Source organism: Faecalimicrobium sp. JNUCC 81 (genome assembly GCF_053667625.1).
The window spans coordinates 2,683,830-2,702,623 of record NZ_CM132203.1 but is presented as its reverse complement, the minus strand read 5'-3'; the positions used below and the strand labels follow the sequence as shown (position 1 = coordinate 2,702,623).

The window sequence follows — 18,794 nt, the reverse complement described above, 5'->3', positions numbered from 1 at the left end:
TAAAGGCTTAAAATGAGGGGGATTATATATGAAAAAAATAACAGTAGCTATAATAGGCGCTGGGGCTAGAGGTATGCATGCATATGTTCCATACTTAAAAGAAAATCCAGAATTAGGCGAAGTCGTAGCAGTAGCAGAACCTCACGAATTAAGAAGAGATATATGTAAAAAACAATACAATATAAATGATGAAAATGTATTTGAAACCTGGGAAGATTTATTAGAAAAGGATAGATTAGCAGATGCGATAATAATAGCTAATAATGATGAGTCTCATTATGAACCAACAAAATTAGCGTTGGAAAAAGGGTATCATATACTTCTTGAAAAACCGATGTCTAATAGACTAGAAGATATAGTTAGACTAGGAGAGTTAGCAAAAGAGTTTCCTAATCAAGTATTTATGATATGTCATGTACTTAGATATACAACATTTTTCTCTAAATTAAAAGAAATAGTAGATAGTAAAGAATTAGGTGAACTTGTAAGTATACAACATAATGAGAATATAGGATATTGGCATTTTGCTCATAGTTTTACTAGGGGAAATTGGAGAAATAGCAATGAAACAAGTCCACTAATATTAGCTAAAAGTTGTCATGATATGGATATATTGCTATGGTTAACAAATAAAAAGTGTACTAGCGTGTCATCATTTGGACACTTAACTCATATGAGGGTTAAAAACTTTAAAGATGGAATGGCAGATAGATGCTTAGATTGTAAAGAGGAAGTTGAAAAAAAATGTCCGTACTCTGCTAAAAAATTATATTTATCAGAGAAACCAATATTTGCTAAAATAGTTCATCCAATACCTACAAAGGAAAATTTAAAAGAAGCTCTAAGAACAGGTCCTTATGGAAGGTGTGTATATAAATGTGATAATAATGTTGTAGATCATATGGTTACAATATTAGAATTTGAAGATGAAGTAACGGCAACATTTAACTTATCTGCATTTACAGAAGAATGCAACAGAACTATAAAGTTGATGTTTACTCATGGTGAGGTTGGCGGAAATCATGTTAAAAATACTATAGAGGTTAAAAGATTTAAGAAATATGGACAAAATACGATAGAAACTATAACACCTGAAGAGGTTGTAGGGGGTCATGGTGGAGGGGACCATGGTATAATGGAAGACTTCGTTAAGTTGGTTTCTGAAAATGGCGGAGAAGGTAAAACTAGTGCAACTAAATCTGTAGAAAGCCATATAATGGCATTTGCTGCAGAGCATTCAAGACTAAATAAAGAAGTTGTTGACGTACAAGCGTTTTGGAAGAAGGCCATAAATGATATAACTGCTAAAAATTAATAAGTTAAAATTTATTAGATAACTAGAAAAAGTTATTAAAATTAAAAAGAGGGAGAGCTATTATGTTATTTAAAAAAGGTATTATAGCAGGCGCATTACTAATGTCAATATTAGGTTTAACAGCATGTAGTTCTACAGGGGCAAGCGACAAAATAGAATTAAGATATGCAACTTGGGATCCGATGCATAAAGAAGCTATAGAAACATTAATAACAGAATATGAAAATCAAAATCCAAACATAGATATAAAATTAGAACAATATTCATTTGGAGATTATTGGACTAAAATGGAAACAGCAGCAACTGGAGGTTCTGCACCAGACATACTGTGGATGAATGCAACTAATTTTAACTTATATTCTAGTAGTGGTATGCTAGCTGATATGACTGATATGATAAAAGAAAATAATATTAATATGGATGATTATCTTGAAAATTTAACTAGTTTATATAATAAAGATGGAAAGCAATATGCAATTCCAACGTTTTGGGATGCAAATGTATTATTAGTAAATACAGAGTTAATGAAAGAGTATAGTATAGAGAAACCTAAAGAAGATTGGACTTGGGATGAAATGATGGCTTGGTTGCAAGATGCTAAAACTAAATTACCAAATGATATATATCCAATAACTACTTTTACAACTGAAAGTAATCAATTAGGTGTATTTAATGAAGTTGCAGCAGCAGGAGGAATTATATTAAGCGATGATAAGACAAAGGCAATGATAAATTCTCCTGAAACAGAAGACGGGTTTAAGAGATATTTTGAATTAGCAACTAGTGACTTACATACGCCGATAGATTTAAATAGAGAATTAAAAACTAGTACAATATTTAAATCAAATAAAGCTTTAGCAATACAAGCAGGCTCATATCACATACTTGGATATTCAGATCCAGAACAAGCAAAAGTTGCTGGAAATTTTGAAATATATCAAATGCCAAAAATTAATGAAAAAGCTAAAGGAAGTACTGTTATACATGGTTTAGGAAATGCAATATCTTCAAATAGTAAACATCCTAAAGAAGCATTTGACTTTATAAAATTTATGTCAAGTAAAGAATCTATGGAAAAATATATAAAGTTAGCATCAGTTCCTCAATCTCGTAAAGATGTTCAAGATGTATTTTCATCATCTATGAAGGAGCAACTAGGAATAGATGTCACTCCACTTACAGATGCTGCACAAGGAGCAATGCCTCTACCAAATAGTTTCGATACATCTAAATGGGATAAAGTAATAAATGATAATTTTAATGAATATTTAAATGGAAAAATGGCTCTAGATGAAGCACTTAAGAAAACTCAAGAAGGAATACAAAAAGTATTAGACGCTGAGAAAAAATAGAGTATTACTTTAAAAGAATACAGATTCTTATTTTGAATCTGTATTCTTTTAATAATAAGATATATGTTTAAGGAGGAGCTTGATTTGAGCGCTAAAGTAGAGAATATTGATTCTAAAAATAATACTTATGAAGATAAAGAATTAAGAAAAAAATCTAAATTTAAAAAGAAGATGAGAAAAAATATAACAGGGTACATGTTTATATTACCCCTTTTAATAGGTGTAGTAATATTTAACTTTATACCATTTGTATTGAATTTATTTTATAGTTTAACTGATTTAGGGTCTTTTGGACAATGGGATTTTGTAGGAATAGATAATTTTAAAAGATTATTAGATGATCCATTATTTTTTAAGGCAGTAGGAAATACTTTTTTATATGTTATAGTAACTGTACCTATAATGGTCATAATTTCTATATGTATTGCTAATTTATTAAATAAAAATATAAGAGGAAAAGGTATATATCGTACATTATATTTTTTACCAGTTGTTACAATGGCATCAGCATCAACATTAGTTTTTCAATGGATGTTTAATGCAGAGTACGGGTTGGTGAATCAAGTTCTAAAACTTATAGGACTTGAAGGTCAAATGTGGTTTTCAAATCCAGATTTAGCAAGAGTAGTAATAATGATATTTATTATATGGGGAGGGCTAGGGTATAAAATAATGATTCTTTTAGGTGGACTTCAATCTATACCAGAATCATACTATGAGGCTACATCAATAGATGGAGCATCTCCATTTAAGCAATTTATACATATAACAATACCTTTATTAACACCAAGTATATTTTTCATAGTTATATGGTCATTAATAGGATCATTCCAATTATTTGATGTTGTATTTATGTTAATTCCACAAGGAAGTCCATCATATGAAAGTACAATAACTATGACAAGGTACTTCTATGATTTAGGGTTTACGCTAGGAGATAAAGGATACGCATCTGGAGTTGCCGTAATTTTATTTTTAATAATAATGACAATAACTTTAATACAATTTAAACTTCAAAAAAGATGGGTACATTATTCTGATGAGTAATATTAAGGGGGAATAATAATATGAAAATAAAGAAGAGTTCTAAAATATTTACGCATATAACTCTTATAATAGTAGCTATATTTATAGTACTACCATTTGTATGGATGCTACTTACATCAGTAAAGACATTAGCAGAAGCAGAAGCTGTACCACCAGCAATTCTTCCAGAAGTATTTAGATTTGAAAACTACACGAAAATATTTGAAGAATTTCCATTTGGACAGTACTATATGAATACAATAACAATAACAGTACTTACAGTTATTTTCCAGCTAATAATAGTAACACCAGCAGCGTATGCATTTGCAAGATTAGATTTTAAATTTAAAAACACTATATTTTTACTTCTTATGGCAGCTATGATGGTGCCGGGACAAATGTATATAATACCACAGTACCAAATTATACAAAAAATGGGACTACTAAATACTCTAATGGCAATAGTAATACCTGGAGTGTTTAGTATATACTATACTTTTTTATTACGTCAACATTTTAAATCGATACCAAGAGAAATGGAAGAAGCGGCAGTAATAGATGGAGCTTCTCAATTTACAATATTTATTAAATTAATGGTTCCAATAGTAAGACCAGCACTAGCAACTGTTGCAATACTTGGAGGGCTTGGAGCCTGGAATAGCTTCTTATGGCCATTAATTGTTAATTCTACACCAGACAAGTTACCATTAGCATCCGGACTTAGATTATTTATAGGTCAGTTTGGAACTCATTATCCAAAGATGATGGCAGGAGCAGTTTTATCAGTATTACCAATGGTTGTGATATTTAGTATATTCCAAAAGAAATTTATAGCAAGTATGACAGTATCAGCAGGTAAAGAATAAAATATAAAGAGAGTAAGTATTAATACTTACTCTCTTTATATTTTATTCTTTAATTTTATATCTTAAAAATAATCTTAAACTCGGTATAATCATCATTACTTATTACAGATATTTTACCGTTGTTTTTATTTACTAATTCTTTTACTATAGATAATCCAAATCCATTATCTTTACTTCCCTTAGTTGTAAAACCTGGATTGAATATTTTATCTAATATTTTTTCATCAATTTTTGGTCCATCATTTCTTATATTTATATATATAGAATTAAAAATTTTATAAGTTTTGATAACGATTAATCCACTACCATTCATAGCAGTTACTGCATTGTTAACGATGTTAGAAATTATCTTTTGAAGTTCATACTCAGATATTTGAAGCTCAGATAAATCTGACTCTTCTTCTACTATTACATTTACATCATCAGTTATTAATGATGTAACAATAATAGAAATTATAGATTCTGAATTAGATAAAATTTTTAAATTATCGGAAATACTATTGTTACCATTTATAACATCTTTTAAAACAATACCTAACCTTTCATATTGTTCCATTATATATAATCCATTAATGTATGATATTTGAGAACCATAGTCATGCTTTATTTTTCTTAATTCGTCATTTTTTTCATTTAATACTTTGTTTAGCATATCTATTTCATACATTTTCTTTTTTAAATTAACAAAATACATACATACTATAGCTACAAAGGCTATTAACGATAATATAAAAATATTTTTTAAAACTACATTATCATTACCATGAATTATTAAAGACAGAGACAATATGTAATTAAGTGAAAATAAAATTAATAAAAGTATTTCAAAAGAATATTTTCTTCTATTTAAAAATTTATAAATTTCATAAATTTTATCGATAAATATAAAAATAGAAATTTCTATAAGATACATAGGAAGATACATTACAATTATTTCAGATATAATGGAGTCCTTGATAAAAACTAGACCTTGTACGTATGACCAATGTATATTTCCAAATATAATTGATGTTAGTATAAATAGAATAGATATTAAACTATATGAGATTATCACTCTATTATAATTTTTAAAGTAAAAACAAAGTAGTATTAGGATATTTAATATATCCATTAAAATAAGAGAAAGAGAACTTCCTCCTATTTTAATGCTTATAAATTGAATTGAAAGAAATATAAATAAAGCACTACCAACTAATTTTAAACTAGTACCCTCTTGTTGAATTAAATCGTCTTTTTTCATACAATAATATGGAAAATAACTAACTAAAATTGATTGAATTATAGTACTAATTAAATCAGCTATTAGTAACATATTTATCTTTTATTCTTCATTGATTGAGGCATTTCCTCTGTACCTACTAATGCCATTGATGCTACACCAGCATTAACTACAACAGCTGATAATAAAAGCATAACCCCACCTAAAAACTTTTTAATATTCATAACCTATTCCTCCCTTTTAAAAAATGTTTTTTTATTAAACATGAGACAGACTTCTATAAGAAGTGTCCATGTAATAATGCTACTATAAACCCCTATATTATGTAAAACTAGAGCTATTAAAGAAAATATAATGCTATTTATTACTCCTAATTTACAATTTCGATTTATTAAATCTACTCTAGTTATAGGCATATCAGCATTAATCACAGGAGCTCTACTATATATAGCAAAAATATTTAAGCTATTTAATAAAATTAAGCTTATTAAATTTAATTGATTGTTTAAAGATAAGTAAAGAATCATTGATGAGATTATAATTGATGATACTAAACATTTAACTTGAGTATCTTCATGATATCCCCCAATGAATGGCTTAGTGAATGACATTACTATCATAATAACTATAATTTCTTTGAAATATCCTAAAATTGAAAATAGTGAGATTATAATAATTATCTTTATTATTTCGAAAACTGTTATTAATAAACTGTACTCTATTTCCTCTTTTTTTTCTTTACTAAAGTTATTATGGTTACCTATATCATCTGTAATTTTTTTTATTAAGTTTCTAACCATATATTTTCCCATTCTTTTAAATTAAGTTATTTTATAATATTTTAAACTTTTCCCCAAAAGTTAATTACTTAAAATTTATCTTACTATCAATTATACAAGAAAACATTTGCATTACTAGACTTTTATTTTGTAAAAAATTTTGATATTATGAAAGGTAGTGTAAAAAAATGTATAAACACTATATAAATCATGATATTTAATAGATCTTAAAGTAGTATAAAAATATTTAACATAAGTATAAATTTGTGTTAAAATATAAAATACTAGCTACTCAAATATTAGCTAGGACTTGTTCGAGAACCTCCAAGTATAAAAAACTAAGGTATTTATATAGTGGCAGTATATAAGAATTACCCTTAGATACGGCTTTTTTATGTTAAAAAAGCGTATAGGTTCTCCTTATAAATATTTTAAGGAGGAGATTGTCATGCAAAAAAGAAAGGTAATAATTGATTGTGACCCAGGGATAGATGATTCTCTGGCAATTCTTCTAGCAATTAACTCACCAGAGCTAGATGTAGTAGGTATAACTACGTGCAGTGGAAATGTACCTGCAAGGTTAGGAGCAAAAAATGCTCTAAAAGCACTTCAAATGTGTTCTTCACTTAATATACCAGTATATGTTGGAGAAGAATACCCGATAAAAAGAGAACTTGTAACGGCACAAGATACTCATGGAGAAGATGGAGTAGGAGAAAATTTCTATGAAGATGTAAATGTAGAAATATTAGAAGATGGAGTAGACTTTATAATCGATACATTAAAAAATAATAAAGATGTATCTATTATAGCATTGGGACCTCTTACTAATATTGCAAAAGCTCTTATGAAAGATAAAGATGCATTTAATAACTTAGATGAATTTGTATCTATGGGAGGAGCATTTAGAATTCATGGCAATTGTTCGCCAGTAGCAGAGTTTAATTACTGGGTAGATCCTCATGGTGCAGATTACGTTTACAAGAACTTATCTAAAAAAATCCATATGGTAGGACTTGATGTAACAAGAAAAATTGTACTTACACCAAATATTATAGAGTTTATTGATAGACTTGATAAAACTACTTCTAAGTACATTACAGAAATAACAAGATTTTATATTGATTTCCATTGGGAACAAGAAGGCATAATTGGGTGTGTAATAAATGATCCACTAGCAGTAGCATACTTTATCGATAGAAAGTTATGTAGTGGATTTGATTCCTATGTTGAAATAGTAGAAGATGGAGTTGCTATGGGACAATCTATAGTAGATTCATTTAATTTCTATAAAAATACACCTAATGCTCATGTACTAACTAATGTTGATGAAAAGCAGTTTATGAAGATATTCCTTAAGAGATTATTTAAAGAGTATGAGGATGTTATAGACTCTGTAGAAGGGGTGCTATAGCATGAATAAAAGTATAAATGTTAGAAATGTTACAATGGTTGGATTAGGAGTAGCGTTAAATGTAGTAGGGGCATTTATAGCTCTTAATCTAAGGCTCCCAATATATATGGATTCTATAGGTACTATATTTATAGCTTGTTTACTTGGACCAAGATATGCTGTGTTAACAGGACTTTGTGGAAGTATAGTTAGTGGTATAACTTTTGACATATACTCACTTTATTTTGCACCTGTTCAAATATCAACAGGATTACTTGCAGGTATAATGTATAAAAATGGGTTCTTACAAGGTATAAAAACTCCAATTGGTGTATTAATATTTACAATACCAACATCTATAATAAGTGCGTGTATAGCTGCATTTTTATTTGGAGGAATTACATCTTCAGGATCTTCATATATAGTTCAAATATTAAAGTCTATAGGTATTTCAGACGTATTTAGTGTATTTATTACACAAGTATTTACTGACTATACAGATAAATTTATAGGTGTAGTATTTGTAGGTTTAGGTGTAAATGCATTGCCTAAAAGTGTTAAATCACAAATGGTAGTTAATAAATAAAGGAGACATTATGGATAGATATAGTGAAGTAACTAATAAAAATGTACGTGAGATAGTATTACTTAAAGGATTTCCTTGTATATGGGGAAAATGTAGTTTTTGTGACTATATATTAGATAATTCAACGTCAGAAGATGAAATAAATAAAATAAATTTTGAGGTTTTAGAAAATATAACTGGAAAATATAAAGTACTAGAAGTTATAAACTCAGGAAGTTGTTTTGAACTGCCAAAGGCTACTTTATTAAAAATAAAAGAAATAATAAAAGAAAAAAATATAGAAAAACTATTTTTAGAAAGTCATTGGGCTTATAAAAATAAGATACAAGAAATGAGGGAATTTTTTGAAATACCAATAACTTTTAAAATAGGAGTAGAGAGCTTTGACTATGAATTTAGAAATACATTTTTAAATAAAAATGCTAAATTTAAAAGTGTTGCACAGTTAAAAGAACATTTTGATTCACCATGTATGATGGTAGGAATAAAAGGTCAGACAAAAGAAATGATCGATAAAGATATGGAAATAGTTTTAAATAATTTTGAACATGCTACAATAAATGTATTTGTAAACAATAGCACAAGTTTAGAAAGAGATGATGAATTAGTAAAATGGTTTATAGAAAAATATAAATTTTTAGATGAAAGTCCTAAAATAGAAGTATTATATAATAATACAGATTTTGGGGTAGGAGATTAATAAAAAGCACATTGATAAATTTATCAATGTGCTTTTTTACATATAAGAAAATTATATTTTATCTGATTTGTTGATAAATATAATTTTAAACCGCTAAGCTTTAGTAAAGGACATGATTTATAAATCGTTGGTGATATGAGCGAAGTGAATTTTTTATTAATTTATATTAAAAAATTGTATTATTGGGTATAATTTAATCTTAAGTAAATAATTAAAAAGCTTATAATTATAGGAGGATTTTAATGGAAATATTCACAATAGGACATTCAAATTATAGTGTTGAAAAATTAATAGACATGCTTAGATATTACAAAATTGATTGTGTAGTTGATATTAGAGGAACTCCTTATTCAAAATATAATATTCAATTTAACAAAGATACAATAAAAAATACATTGATAAAAGCTGGATTTATATATATTTATATGGCTAAAGAGTTTGCAGCTAAAAGAGAAAATAAAATTTCTTATAATATAGAAGGATATTCAGATTTTGAAAAAGTAATAAATGAAAAAGATTTTTTAATAGGCATAAATAGATTAAAAGATGGTTGTAATAAAGGTTATAAGATTGCTTTGCTTGGTGCAATGCAAGATCCTATAAGATGCCATAGAAGCATTTTAGTAGGAAGAGAATTAATACATTATGGTTTTGAAGTGAAACATATACTTGATGATTATTCATTAGCATCTCAAGATGATATAGAAGAAAGCCTACTAGAGAAGTATTTTAGTGATAGGAATCAGTTAAGTATTGAAAATTTACTTGGAAATGAAAAATCAAAAGATGATATGATAAAAGAGAGTTATAAAATGGCAAATAAAGAAATTGGGTATAGAATAGAACACTTAGATGATTAATACAAAAGCTTAACATTATATAATGTTAAGCTTTTGTATTTGCTAATCCAATATATTTATTAATTTTCCACCATATTCAACTCCACAATTATGACCAACACCTTTATATATAAGCTTGTCTTCTTTAGTATCTACTAAAGTCATATAAACTTTAGCAGATAAAGTTTCTTTGACTAAAGGTATCATGTTTCCGTTCTTAGGTCCCATACATATAACAAAATTATCTCTATTAGTATAAGTACTTAAGGTGAGTTTTAGATTTTTATTAGTTGCAACTAACTCAATATCTTGACCGATACTTTTTAAAGTAAGTTTACTTTTATTTATAGTAGTAAACTTGTAAAAATCTTTTCCAATTGTTACACCAATTAAAAACCCACGGAAATCTCTAACAGGAAATGGAATAGTAGCTAAAGAGCAAGTGACACTTATAGATGGATTTTTAAAGCTATTGCTTTGTATCCAAATCCAAGACCTAGGGAAACTCTTACCCCAATTTTTTTCTATATAAACTTTACCACCAGTAAAATCAACTAATTCTCCGTTTATTTGTAGTTTACCAACTATATTTCCGTTTAGAATGCAAACTTGACTGTAACACTCCATAAAAGATAAATAATTATAAAATCCCATACTCCCAGGATTTAATAAATTACCTTTCCATTTAACTGTATTTTTAAAGGATAAACTTCCTTTTATAGTTTTATTTTTATACTTTAAATTTAAACTAATTTTGTCTAGTGAAAATACATTAGATCTTATTCCTATTTTAAAGTTTTTATTATTAAACTTAAAAGATTTTTCATTAAATCGTAAGTATTTATACTCATTATTAAAACTATCTATTATTTGTATAAAGCTATGATTCTCAGATTTTTTTTCTCCAAAAGATATGCCAGGTATGAATGCAAATTTATATAAATTATCTTTATCTACAATTTTAAAATACCAACCTTCAAAGAAATTGTTATTTTTACCAATTCCATGATATAAATCAGGATTTATCAAACTTTTCATTATTTTTCCTCCAATATGTTCTTATTTATAATAATTGCTTATTTTCATGGGAATTATACTAATATGAATTAATTAAATATAAAAAGGAGAATAAACATGAATCAATCATATTGGATTTTAAGCACACAATCTAAGAACTATGAAAAGCTAGGTAAGAATATAAAAACAAATACACTAATAGTAGGTGCTGGAATAGTAGGAATTACTACTGCATATTTATTGGCAAAACAGGGAGTCGATGTATTAATAGTGGATGCAGACAAAGTTGCATATGGAAGTTCTGGAAGAAATACAGGTAAAGTTACTACACAGCATGATGTGAAATACTCAGAAATCAATAATAAATATGGATTAGAGATAGCATCATTATATTATGAAGGCAACAATGAAGCTTTAAATTTAGTAAAAGATATTATAAAAGAAAATAATATAGATTGTAAATTTGAGCAAGTTTCAGCATATATGTATACTCAAAATGAAAATTATATACCAGATTTAAAAGATGAGTATGAACTATGTAAAAAAATTGGTATAGATTGTGAATATCATAATAAATTAGATTTACCAATGGACATAAAAGGTGCAATTAGTTTTAACAATCAAGGACAATTTAATCCAAAACAATATGTAGACACTTTAGCTAATAAATGTGTAGAATTAGGAGCTAAAATATATGAAAATACTCCAATTGCTAATTTAGAAAAAGGAAAGGTATGCAAAGCAAAAACTAGAGATAATACTGAGATTGAGGCTGAAAATATAGTAATTGCTTCACATGTTCCTTGGTATGATGGGCTAAACCTTTATTTTGCAAAAGAAAAAGCAGATAGATCTTACTTGTTAGGGGCTACATTAGAAACTGACTTTCCAAAAGGTATGTTTATAAGTATAGAAGAACCAACAAAAACTTTTAGAAGTTATGAAGGAGAAGGTAAAAAGTTATTAATATTTGGAGGAAACGACCATAAAACAGGTCAAGGAAAAAGAGAGGAAGAAATATTTGAAGATTTAAAACAATATGCAAGTGAAAACTTTAATGTTAATGACTTTAAATATGAATGGTCAGCACAAGATTGTATGAGTTTTGATAATATGCCGTATATTGGACATATAAATAAAAGTGAAAATAATATATATGTAGCTACGGGATTTTCAAAATGGGGTATGACAAATGGTACATTATCAGCAATTATAATAAGTGACCTTATAACTAAGAATAAATCTAAATATGAAGAAATATTCAAACCAACAAGAAAAGGAAGTTATTTAAATACGGATTTTATAAAAGAAAACTTAAATGTAGGAATCAACTATATAGCTGGAAAGTTAAAGTTTGGTAGTGAAGAAATGCCTAGAGAAAAAGGTGAAGGCAAAATTGTAAATATTGATGGAAAAAGATTTGGAGCATATAGAAATTATGATAATGAGCTATATGTAGTAGATATAACTTGTACTCATTTAGGATGTGAGCTAAAGTTTAATTCTGCTGAAAAAACATGGGATTGTCCATGTCACGGGTCGAGATTTAATTATGAGGGCAATATACTAGAAGGTCCAGCACTTAGACCTTTAAAGAGATATGGAGAAGGTAAGAATAAAGTAGATCCTAAATTATATTAATATAAAAAAGTACTGTAGATAAAAATTTATCTACAGTACTTTTAATATAAAATGTAATATTAAAATCGAATTTTCTATTTGATAAATTGTTGTAAATAATGATCCATCGATAAAGATACTTCTTTAGCATCAACAACAGCTTGAATAACTGTTCTAGCACCATGAGTAACATCACCACAAGCAAATACTCCTTCACGAGTTGTTTGACCAGTTTCGTTTGTTAAAAGTAACCCACCATGTTTAACATCAAGCCCTTTGTTATTTATAACTATATTATTTTTAGGTACCTGACTTACTGCTATTAAAACACTATCACATGTATAAAGTTTTTGACTACCTTCAATGCTAATAAGTGAAGTTGAACCATCTTCATTAACGATTTTTTTAGTATCTTCAAGTATTATACCTTCATCAACTATTTCAACTGGTGACTTGAAAGTTTCGAATAAAACACCTTCATCTTTAGCCTCACTAATTTCATGCTTAGTAGCAGTCATATCTGAAACATCACGTCTGTAAACGATATGAACATCATTAGAACCAAAATATTTAGCGCTTCTAGCAGCGTCCATAGCAACATTACCAGCACCTATAACTATAACTTTATTTCCCAGGTCATAGCTGTTAGGAGTTCTTAAATAATCAATAGCGTAATGAACGTGGCCAAAAGTTTCTCCTTTTATATTTAATCTCTTAGGATTCCAAACCCCTGTTCCTATAAATATTGATTTATACCCATCTTTAAGTAATTTATTTAAAGTAATAACAGGTCCTATTAAAGAATTTATTTTTATTTTTACTCCAGCATCAATAAGGCGTTTTCTCAGAAGGTCTATTATGCTTCTAGGTAATCTGAATTCTGGTATTCCATAACTTAATATACCACCTATTTTTTCATTTTTTTCAAAAATTGTTACATCATATCCTTTACTAGCAAGTTCAAATGCAACTGTAATGCCAGCAGGGCCAGAACCTACTACAGCAACTTTTACACCATTTTTAGGAGCTTTTTCTATTTTTATATTTTCTAAGTATTTTGTAGATATCTCATATTCTATTTCATGAAAGCGTACAGGCTCTCCCTTTATGCCTTTTATACAATTTCCACGACATTGATCTTCATGAGGGCAAACGATAGAACACACTGAAGATAAAGGATTATTATCAAATAATAATTTACCAGCTTCCATTAGTTTACCTTCCTTATACAATTCAATTACCTTAGGTATAGGAGTATCTATAGGACAATTTTTTTGACATCGAGCATTTTTACAGGTAATACATTTGTTAGCTTCATTTAAATTACTAAGCATAAATTTGCCTCCTCACGATATATAATTACAAGTTAATTCAGTTTTTCATATATTATAACAAACAATTTGTATTTATAAAACAATAAACATATTATTAACAAGATCTCATATTTATAAAAAATCGAATCATTTGTTAAACTATAGAAACTTTACATAATAGTTAAAATAAATAGTTTAAAAAATTTAATCTGTATAAGAAAATATGATTTAGTTATAATTGGAGCAAAATTAGCATATAAAATGAAAACTAAAGTATTAAAAGAATATTGATAAAAAATAACTAAAATATAAATGCTATGTATAACTTGAGTATATTTATAGTTATACGCAGAACTACTTAATAATATATTTTTAAATAATATTATAATTTAAGAATTAAAGGCTTAATTTAAGTAAATGCAATGGTATATACTTAACTAAGTCTTTTTATATATCTTAATAATGTTAGTTTACTAATATGTCATATTTTAGTAATATATTATAAGGCATAATATTTATTTATAAAAAAGATATACATTTTTAGGAGGACGAATTAATTGTTAAAGAAGCTTTTTAATATTATGAAAAAAAATGTAAAAGAGGAGAAAGAAGAAAGTAAAGAGATTGAATTTGGGACTAGTAAGTTAGAGATAGAAAGTGAAAATGAAGTTTTAGAAGATAAAATTATACTAAATAACAACGAAGAAGAAGTTAAGAGTAATGAAGTAGAAGGGAACGAAAGTGATTGCAGCTTAGATATAATTACTGATGAGGCAAACACAAAAGTTGTTAATTTTGATACTACAGTATGTTCAGAGAAAGTGGAAAAAGAGTGTAGTGAAAAAGAAAATGAGTTAGAGGAAAATACTCAATATATATATGTAGAATTATCTGAAGAAGATAAAGAATATATAAAAGATATAAAAATAAAAAGAGGAAAAAGCATAAGAGCGATAGATGTTTATTCTGAAGAGATTAAAGAATTTAAAACTCATGCAGAGTGTAGCAAAAGGCTTAAAATACCAATGGATTATATAAAAGAAAACTTAAAATATGGATATACTGATTATTTAGGACAAGCTATAAATTATTTAAGTGAAGAATTAAAATTAGATATAGATGGAGAAAGTAGTTATTTAGAGAGTAATAAAACACCAATAGAACTATTTAACAATCTAAATAATAAAATTTTTACGACTAAGATGTCTGACTCTAAAAGAGAAGAGATTTTATGTAGTGAAAAAATAGATCCAGTAAAAATGCATTATAAATTTGAATGCATAGATGAGGAATATGATGAATATTTTACAAAATACAAATCTATAATCAAAAGAGGTGGAAAGAAAAGAGTAGAGTTAGTAGATAAAAAAGGTGAAGTTATAGAAAGATTTAGGTCTTTAGATGACTGTGCTAATTATTTAAATAAAGAAAAAAATGAAGTTGTAGATATGTTAAAATACAAAGATACAAAAGTAGGAAGGCATGAAATAAGATATAGTTTAAAGGGATTATAATTTCACATTAATTTCATAAGGGTTTCATTTTTTATTCACACATTTTGAAAATATATAATGTAGAATATAATTATAAGTATAAAAGCAATTATAAATGATAGCTAATTAATTTTAAGGAGGACAGAAATGTCAGAGGATAAAAACTTAAGAGATACTGAAGAAAATAATGAAAAACAAGAGGGGGTAGAGTCTACAATTAATAGTGAGCTAGAAGATTTACATACTACAAATAAAGAAAAAGTAGAATCTAAAAAAAATAAAAAAAACACAAAGGTGATAGTATTTACTGTAGTAGCTTCAGTAATATGCTTAACAGTTGGGTTTAGTTTAGGAAAGTCAGAAGGTAGAAAGCTACCAGCAACACATAAAAGCTATAGTGACAGTAAAGTAATAGCAACTGTAGGAGATACAAAAATAACAGGAAAACAACTTAGACAAAGAATGGAACCATTATTTTATATGAATGGTAAAAAAGAATTAACATCAGATGAGATAAAAGCTTATGAACAAAGTATGATAGATTATATGACGACGACAGAAGTATTATACTTAGCAGGTAAAGAAGCTAAAATTGAAGTAAGTAAGGACGATGTAGCTGCACAATACTCAAGTCTTATGGGTAGTATAGGAAAGCAGTTTGGGTTAGATGAACAAGCTTACTTAAAAGAATTTAAAATGAATAAAGAAGACATAGAAAAAGATTTAGAAAAAGAATTAATAGCAACAGAATATATGGCTAAAGAAACTGAGGTTACTGATAAAGAAGCACAAAATTATTACAACAAAAATAAAGATGAATTTAAAAAAGTAAAAGCATCTCATATATTAATACAAAATAAGGGTGATGATGGCAAAGCAGTAAGTGAAGAGCAAAAGAAAAAGAATAAAGAAAAAGCTGAAGGGATACTAAAAAGAGCATTAGCAGGGGAAGATTTTGCTGCTCTTGCTAAAGAATATTCTTCAGATTCAAGTGCATCAAATGGTGGAGATTTAGGATTTTTCTCTAAAGGGCAAATGGTAGAGCCTTTTGAAAAATCAGCATTTGCATTAAAAGTAGGAGAAGTAGATAAGAAGTTAGTAGAAAGTGATTTTGGATATCATATAATTAAAAAGACAGATGAAAAATATGATGAGTTTGATACTATAAAAGAAGATTTAAAAACGAAATTATCTTATGAGAAACAAAGTAACTTAGTAGATAATTTATTAGAAAAATATAATGTAAAATCAAAAGAAAAATAATAATAATAAAAGCCTTAGGATTATCCTAAGGCTTTTATTATTATTTATATCTTATATTTAGATGTTATTTCGTTTAACTTATCAGGATTATTATTTATATATTCATAAAAATCACAGTCAATATTTTGTGCAATTTCTACTAACATCTTAGGTATATCACAAGCTTTATAATCTCCTAAGGAATCACCCAATTTAGTTTTAGTAAATTCACAGCGGCCTCCAATATGTAATTCAAAAGCATCTACAGATTTACCGTCAACATTTTTCATTTTACCAGAAAGTCCAATTTTACCTATTTGATGAACACCACATGAATTAGGACAACCAGATATATGAAGTTTAGGTATTTTATCTAAAAGACTATCATCTTTTTGTTTTTTAAAGTAATCTATTATTTCATTTAGCATTTTTTGAGTATTTTGTATTCCCATTTGGCAAATTGGAACACCAATACATGATACACTTTGCTCTAAGCTAGAAGTGCCACTTATAGATTTACTAACTTCTAAAATTCGTTTTGCTTCATTACCATCTAAGTTAATAATATATAATCCTTCAGTCATAGCAAGTCTTAGCATAGGATTCTTTACTTTATCTAATTCGTTAAGTATAGATTTTAGATCTTTAGTTAATAATTGACCACCTATAGGATGGATATAAACACTATAAAGTCCAGGTTGACCTTGCTTTATTAATCTAGGATCACATATATCTATTTCTATACCTTTTTTATCATAATCTATAGGCTGTGGATAAAGATCAAGTTCACCTTTTTCCTTCTCTTTATTAGAGTATTCTTTGAATTTTTCTAAGAAGTCTTTTTCTCCAAGTTCTTCTATCATATATCTTACTCTAGCTTTATTTTTATTTTCGTAATTACCATAATCTATAAACATTTTAGTTAGACCTTCAACGTAATAAAGAACATCAGAAGGTTTTATAAGTTCATCAAGTTCTAAAGCTATTTTAGGATTTCTACCTAAACCACCACCAACAAACACTCTAAAATAAGGTTCATTATTTTTAGTAGTAGCAATAAATCCTAAATCTTGAACTGTACAGTGAGATTTATCAGTATAATTACTAGAAAAAGATACTTTTAATTTTCTAGGTAAATGATAAGACGTTATTTTACTCATAAAATGTTTATCAGTAGCTACAGCATAAGGAGTAACATCAAATGACTCATCAATATCAACCCCAGAAAGTGGAGATAAACCAACATTTCTTGGATAATTTCCCCCAGAACCCCTACTATATATGTCCTTTTGTAAGGCTTCCTCCATTATATTACATAAATCATCGACAGAAAGACCGTGAAGTTGTATAGCTTGTCTAGTAGTTAAGTGTATTTTCTCTATATTATATTTATTAGCTATTTGGTATACCTTCTTAAGTTGGTGCTTAGATATAACTCCAGAAGATAGTCTAAGTCTTACCATAAAAGATTTTTTATCTCTTTGTGCATAAATACCATATCCACCAGAGAATCCTTTATATTCCATTTTAGAAATTTCACCATTTATAAATTTTAAAGTAGTTTCTTTAAAATTGGGAATTTCATCTAATAATATTTGTTTTAAATTTTGCATTTTCTCACCTCAGCAATATATTGATTACAAAGATATTATACACCTTATTAGTAAAAATTATGATATGTATATTGAATGATTATAATCAATAAAATATATGGAAAATACACTTAAATTAGTTGAAAAAATGTATAAAATATGGTTAAATAGTTAAATTATGGTTTATAATAACTATAAAACATGCTAAAAAGTATTAATAATAAATTTATAGTCTACAATTAGAGTATGCTATATTAAGCTGTCATTTGGGCAGTTTTTTAATATAATAAAGTATTAAGATTTAAAATATTAATCATGCTTTATTTTTATATACCTTTATAGAAAAATAAAGTATGATATTTAAAAGGAGAAATATATAATTATAAGAAATTAATATAACTATTAAGTCATTTAAGATTATTATTTACAGGTAGATATGAAT

Annotated in this window: 17 protein-coding genes and 1 riboswitch; of the genes, 11 read left to right on the top strand and 6 right to left on the bottom strand. The window is 27.1% G+C overall.

Annotated features, from left to right (window positions below):
• Positions 1–28 precede the first annotated feature (28 nt).
• The 4 genes from JNUCC81_RS13535 to JNUCC81_RS13520 all read left to right on the top strand — a co-directional run bounded on the left by JNUCC81_RS13535 (position 29) and on the right by JNUCC81_RS13520 (position 4,559).
• Entirely contained in the window at positions 29–1,315 is a 1,287-nt protein-coding gene (locus JNUCC81_RS13535; protein WP_454093963.1) for a Gfo/Idh/MocA family protein, read from the top strand.
• Positions 1,316–1,377: 62 nt separating this feature from the next.
• Positions 1,378–2,667: an ABC transporter substrate-binding protein gene (locus tag JNUCC81_RS13530; protein ID WP_454093962.1), complete on the top strand. Its 1,290-nt coding sequence runs from the start codon at positions 1,378–1,380 to the stop codon at positions 2,665–2,667.
• Positions 2,668–2,751: 84 nt separating this feature from the next.
• The gene (locus tag JNUCC81_RS13525) at positions 2,752–3,714 is read left to right on the top strand and encodes a carbohydrate ABC transporter permease (protein WP_454093961.1); all 963 of its coding nucleotides are present in this window, start codon (positions 2,752–2,754) and stop codon (positions 3,712–3,714) included.
• A gap of 20 nt (positions 3,715–3,734) precedes the next feature.
• Positions 3,735–4,559, top strand: coding sequence for a carbohydrate ABC transporter permease (locus JNUCC81_RS13520; RefSeq protein ID WP_454093960.1), 825 nt, complete (start codon positions 3,735–3,737; stop codon positions 4,557–4,559).
• A gap of 55 nt (positions 4,560–4,614) precedes the next feature.
• Here JNUCC81_RS13520 and JNUCC81_RS13515 read toward each other — a convergent pair whose 3' ends face one another.
• From JNUCC81_RS13515 to JNUCC81_RS13505, 3 genes are read right to left on the bottom strand one after another with little or no spacing between them, the layout of a single operon-like run.
• Positions 4,615–5,871, bottom strand: a complete 1,257-nt coding sequence (locus tag JNUCC81_RS13515) for a sensor histidine kinase (RefSeq protein ID WP_454093959.1) — start codon at positions 5,869–5,871, stop codon at positions 4,615–4,617.
• A 2-nt stretch (positions 5,872–5,873) separates the two neighbouring features.
• Positions 5,874–6,002 (bottom strand): hypothetical protein, encoded by a 129-nt coding sequence (locus tag JNUCC81_RS13510; protein ID WP_454093958.1) that lies wholly within the window; start codon positions 6,000–6,002, stop codon positions 5,874–5,876.
• Between the two features lie 3 nt (positions 6,003–6,005).
• A complete protein-coding gene (locus JNUCC81_RS13505) occupies positions 6,006–6,590 on the bottom strand; it encodes an accessory gene regulator B family protein (RefSeq protein WP_454093957.1) in 585 nt (194 codons plus the stop codon).
• 270 nt (positions 6,591–6,860) lie between these two features.
• Positions 6,861–6,905, top strand: a riboswitch (PreQ1 riboswitch).
• Between the two features lie 100 nt (positions 6,906–7,005).
• Between JNUCC81_RS13505 and JNUCC81_RS13500 the strand changes: the two genes are divergently transcribed.
• From JNUCC81_RS13500 to JNUCC81_RS13485, 4 genes are all read left to right on the top strand, one after another.
• Positions 7,006–7,971 (top strand): nucleoside hydrolase, encoded by a 966-nt coding sequence (locus tag JNUCC81_RS13500; protein ID WP_454093956.1) that lies wholly within the window; start codon positions 7,006–7,008, stop codon positions 7,969–7,971.
• Between the two features lies 1 nt (position 7,972).
• A complete protein-coding gene (locus JNUCC81_RS13495; RefSeq protein WP_454093955.1) occupies positions 7,973–8,536 on the top strand; it encodes an ECF transporter S component in 564 nt (187 codons plus the stop codon).
• A gap of 10 nt (positions 8,537–8,546) precedes the next feature.
• Complete coding sequence (locus JNUCC81_RS13490) at positions 8,547–9,236, top strand: radical SAM protein (RefSeq protein ID WP_454093954.1); 690 nt, start codon at positions 8,547–8,549, stop codon at positions 9,234–9,236.
• Between the two features lie 242 nt (positions 9,237–9,478).
• Complete coding sequence (locus tag JNUCC81_RS13485) at positions 9,479–10,096, top strand: DUF488 domain-containing protein (RefSeq protein ID WP_454093953.1); 618 nt, start codon at positions 9,479–9,481, stop codon at positions 10,094–10,096.
• Between the two features lie 42 nt (positions 10,097–10,138).
• Here JNUCC81_RS13485 and JNUCC81_RS13480 read toward each other — a convergent pair whose 3' ends face one another.
• On the bottom strand, positions 10,139–11,113 hold the full coding sequence (locus tag JNUCC81_RS13480; protein WP_454093952.1) for a tocopherol cyclase family protein: 975 nt from the start codon (positions 11,111–11,113) through the stop codon (positions 10,139–10,141).
• A gap of 96 nt (positions 11,114–11,209) precedes the next feature.
• Here JNUCC81_RS13480 and JNUCC81_RS13475 point away from each other — a divergent pair, with 96 nt between their 5' ends.
• Positions 11,210–12,733, top strand: a complete 1,524-nt coding sequence (locus JNUCC81_RS13475; protein ID WP_454093951.1) for an FAD-dependent oxidoreductase — start codon at positions 11,210–11,212, stop codon at positions 12,731–12,733.
• A 74-nt stretch (positions 12,734–12,807) separates the two neighbouring features.
• Here JNUCC81_RS13475 and JNUCC81_RS13470 read toward each other — a convergent pair whose 3' ends face one another.
• Entirely contained in the window at positions 12,808–14,046 is a 1,239-nt protein-coding gene (locus JNUCC81_RS13470) for an NAD(P)-dependent oxidoreductase (protein WP_454093950.1), read from the bottom strand.
• Positions 14,047–14,582: 536 nt separating this feature from the next.
• On the opposite strand from JNUCC81_RS13470, the gene JNUCC81_RS13465 reads away from it, so the two are divergent.
• Positions 14,583–15,539 (top strand): hypothetical protein, encoded by a 957-nt coding sequence (locus JNUCC81_RS13465; protein WP_454093949.1) that lies wholly within the window; start codon positions 14,583–14,585, stop codon positions 15,537–15,539.
• 126 nt (positions 15,540–15,665) lie between these two features.
• Positions 15,666–16,781: a peptidylprolyl isomerase gene (locus JNUCC81_RS13460; RefSeq protein WP_454093948.1), complete on the top strand. Its 1,116-nt coding sequence runs from the start codon at positions 15,666–15,668 to the stop codon at positions 16,779–16,781.
• A gap of 44 nt (positions 16,782–16,825) precedes the next feature.
• Here the strand turns inward: JNUCC81_RS13460 and JNUCC81_RS13455 are convergent, their stop codons facing one another.
• A complete protein-coding gene (locus JNUCC81_RS13455) occupies positions 16,826–18,373 on the bottom strand; it encodes a nitrite/sulfite reductase (protein ID WP_454093947.1) in 1,548 nt (515 codons plus the stop codon).
• Between the last annotated feature and the right edge of the window lie 421 nt (positions 18,374–18,794).

Bases quoted from the DNA above. Each gene is read 5' to 3' on its own strand.
- JNUCC81_RS13455 (WP_454093947.1), bottom strand. From the start codon at position 18,373: ATGCAAAATTTAAAACAAATATTATTAGATGAAATTCCCAATTTTAAA.
- JNUCC81_RS13475 (WP_454093951.1), top strand. From the start codon at position 11,210: ATGAATCAATCATATTGGATTTTAAGCACACAATCTAAGAACTATGAA.
- JNUCC81_RS13480 (WP_454093952.1), bottom strand. From the start codon at position 11,113: ATGAAAAGTTTGATAAATCCTGATTTATATCATGGAATTGGTAAAAAT.
- JNUCC81_RS13520 (WP_454093960.1), top strand. From the start codon at position 3,735: ATGAAAATAAAGAAGAGTTCTAAAATATTTACGCATATAACTCTTATA.
- JNUCC81_RS13510 (WP_454093958.1), bottom strand. From the start codon at position 6,002: ATGAATATTAAAAAGTTTTTAGGTGGGGTTATGCTTTTATTATCAGCT.
- JNUCC81_RS13515 (WP_454093959.1), bottom strand. From the start codon at position 5,871: ATGTTACTAATAGCTGATTTAATTAGTACTATAATTCAATCAATTTTA.
- JNUCC81_RS13485 (WP_454093953.1), top strand. From the start codon at position 9,479: ATGGAAATATTCACAATAGGACATTCAAATTATAGTGTTGAAAAATTA.
- JNUCC81_RS13535 (WP_454093963.1), top strand. From the start codon at position 29: ATGAAAAAAATAACAGTAGCTATAATAGGCGCTGGGGCTAGAGGTATG.
- JNUCC81_RS13490 (WP_454093954.1), top strand. From the start codon at position 8,547: ATGGATAGATATAGTGAAGTAACTAATAAAAATGTACGTGAGATAGTA.
- JNUCC81_RS13495 (WP_454093955.1), top strand. From the start codon at position 7,973: ATGAATAAAAGTATAAATGTTAGAAATGTTACAATGGTTGGATTAGGA.
- JNUCC81_RS13530 (WP_454093962.1), top strand. From the start codon at position 1,378: ATGTTATTTAAAAAAGGTATTATAGCAGGCGCATTACTAATGTCAATA.
- JNUCC81_RS13505 (WP_454093957.1), bottom strand. From the start codon at position 6,590: ATGGGAAAATATATGGTTAGAAACTTAATAAAAAAAATTACAGATGAT.
- JNUCC81_RS13460 (WP_454093948.1), top strand. From the start codon at position 15,666: ATGTCAGAGGATAAAAACTTAAGAGATACTGAAGAAAATAATGAAAAA.
- JNUCC81_RS13470 (WP_454093950.1), bottom strand. From the start codon at position 14,046: ATGCTTAGTAATTTAAATGAAGCTAACAAATGTATTACCTGTAAAAAT.
- JNUCC81_RS13500 (WP_454093956.1), top strand. From the start codon at position 7,006: ATGCAAAAAAGAAAGGTAATAATTGATTGTGACCCAGGGATAGATGAT.